The 1,264-nt window shown below is 53.7% G+C and carries 1 protein-coding gene; it reads right to left on the reverse strand.

Annotated elements, in window-relative coordinates:
- On the reverse strand, positions 1-1,264 hold a 1,264-nt coding region (locus tag QZH66_RS16320; RefSeq protein WP_305806929.1), incomplete at both ends, for a DEAD/DEAH box helicase family protein.

A 1,264-nucleotide genomic window follows, 5' to 3' on the forward strand; every position in this document is an offset into this window, starting at 1 on the left:
AGCGCAGATTTTTGTCCACAAACAAGGTGTTCAGCGTGGGCGCATCAAAGCCGGTGAGGAACATGCCCACCACAATCAGCAGGTCGATTTCCTTGGCCTTCACTTGCTTGGCCAGATCACGGTAATAGTTCTGGAAACCGTTGCTATCCACGCTGAAATTGGTTTTGAACAGCGCGTTGTAGTCCGCTATGGCTGCATTCAAAAACTCTTTGGCGCTGCTGTTCATGGCCGACACGTCAAAACTTTCGTCCTGAATGTCGCCCACCGCATCCTGCTCCTCATTGGCCGCAAACGAGAAGATTGTGGCCACCCTCAGTGGCTTGTCGCTGCTCTTCTGCAACTCCCTGAACGACTCGTAATACAACTTGGCGGCATCCACACTGCTCACCGCAAACATGGCGTTAAAACCTTTAGCCCCAGCCTGCAGGCGATGGGTTTTCTGCCGGAAGTTGTTCAGGATGTACTGGGTGATCTCGCGAATGCGGTCAGGGTGCAAAAGGGCCTGTCTGTTTTCCGCCGCACTGAGCTTTTTCTCGTCTTGCTCGGTCTCAAGCGCTTTGAACTGCGGGCGCACATCGTTGTAGTCCACCTTGAACTTCAGCACCTTCTNCGCCGCACTGAGCTTTTTCTCGTCTTGCTCGGTCTCAAGCGCTTTGAACTGCGGGCGCACATCGTTGTAGTCCACCTTGAACTTCAGCACCTTCTCATCGCGAATCGCGTCCGTAATCACATACGAATGCAATTCACGGCCAAACACGCTGGCGGTGGTTTCCGCACCCAGTGCGTTCTGCGGAAAAATGGGCGTGCCCGTAAAGCCAAACTGATAGAACTTCTTGAACTTCTTTTGCAGATTCTTCTGTGCTTCACCAAAATGGCTGCGGTGGCACTCATCAAAAATGAAGACCACGTGCTTGCCGTAGATGGGCAGGTCGGGCTCGCTCTTCATCAGGTTGTTGAGCTTCTGGATGGTCGTGACGATGATCTTGTTGTCATCCTTGTCCAGGTTGCGCTTGAGGCCCGCAGTGCTGTCTGAGCCATTCACGCTGTCTGGCGAAAAGCGCTGGTATTCCTTCATGGTCTGGTAGTCCAGATCCTTGCGGTCCACCACAAAGAACACCTTGTCGATGAACTCCAGTTCGGTGGCCAGGCGCGCTGCCTTGAAGCTGGTGAGTGTTTTTCCGGAGCCAGTGGTGTGCCAGATAAAGCCACCGCCTTCCAGCGTGCTCCAGCTCTTGGCCTGATAAGCGCAGTTGATCTTCCACAG

The sequence above is a fragment of the Stenotrophomonas sp. YIM B06876 genome (assembly GCF_030711595.1).
Classification (GTDB): Bacteria; Pseudomonadota; Gammaproteobacteria; order Xanthomonadales; family Xanthomonadaceae; genus Stenotrophomonas.